The 1,125-nt window shown below is 49.1% G+C and carries 2 protein-coding genes; both read right to left on the bottom strand.

The window, feature by feature from the left end; genetic code table 11:
- The coding region (locus R7Z50_RS24605) for an ATP-binding cassette domain-containing protein (RefSeq protein WP_318149365.1) at nucleotides 1-674 on the bottom strand (674 nt) is incomplete at its 3' end.
- Nucleotides 674-1,125 (bottom strand): ABC transporter permease subunit (locus R7Z50_RS24600; protein WP_318149364.1); only part of this gene is annotated, 452 nt, incomplete at its 5' end. The genes R7Z50_RS24605 and R7Z50_RS24600, both read right to left, overlap by 1 nt.

Below are 1,125 nucleotides of genomic sequence, written 5' to 3'. Positions count from 1 at the left end.
CATTGCGTGATGGTAGCCAAGTCGTGACCGATCAGCAAAATCGTAGTGTTGTTGAGCTGGTTCATTCGGCTCAACAAACGCAGAATCTGCGATTGAGTGATGGGGTCCAAGTCGTTAGTTGGTTCATCGGCAATCAACAATTTAGGTTTGGTTGCGATGGCCATGGCGATCATGACTTTTTGACATTCACCATCTGTTAGCTCGTACGGGTAGCTGCCCATCAAGCGTTTGTGATCTTTGATACCAACTTTGTGCAGTAGCGCAATGGCCTGTTTTTTACGCCATTTGAATCGCTCCCACCACTTGCCTTCAAAGGCGCGAGAGGGGATAGACTCAATTAATTGACGTCCTACTTCTTCGGAAGGGTCCAAACAGGTTGAGGGTTCTTGGAAGATCATCGCGATATCGCGGGCAATGACGCGTCGACGCTCTTTCGGCGTAAGCTGTAAAAGGTCGATGTTACCCAAGCGCATTCGGTCCGCGGTGATTCGCCAGTTGTCCTTACAAACCCCCACGATCGCTTTCGCAACTAAGCTTCTAGCTGAGACCGACTCGCCCACCAAGCCTCGGATTTCACCTTCGTTGAGCGTTAGGCTCATTCGGTCGACGGCTTTCACCATCCCTTGTGGTGTTTCGATCTCGATAGTCAGATGTCGAATATCTAATAACGGCATTATTCGATCCCCGCATTCAGCGCTTGGCGTACACCTTCACCTACTAAGTTTAAGATAATTACGGTGAACATGATGGTCAGACCCGGAAGCGTCACGGTCCATGGTGCGATGTAAATTAGCTCGACTGAATCGCCCAAAATGGCACCCCATTCGGTACTCGGTGCTTGAGCACCCAAGCCAAGAAATCCAAGAGCTGTAATATCCAAAATGGCCGCCGACAGAGCGAGAGTAATCTCTGCTGCGATGACGGTTAAAATGTTTGGAAGAATCGAGCTCCACAGCAAGTAGAAGTCATTTGCGCCATCTAGGCGGGCTGCCATGATGTAATCTTTTTCTACCTCAGTATGCACGGCAATATACACCGAGCGAATAAAGCGTGGGATCAGGGCCAAACAAATCGCCAGCAAGATATTAAATTCACCAAAGCCAAGGAATGCCACAAAAATGATCG

The organism is Vibrio sp. 1249-1 (genome assembly GCF_033340495.1).
This window is presented reverse-complemented; position numbering and strand designations above follow the sequence as displayed.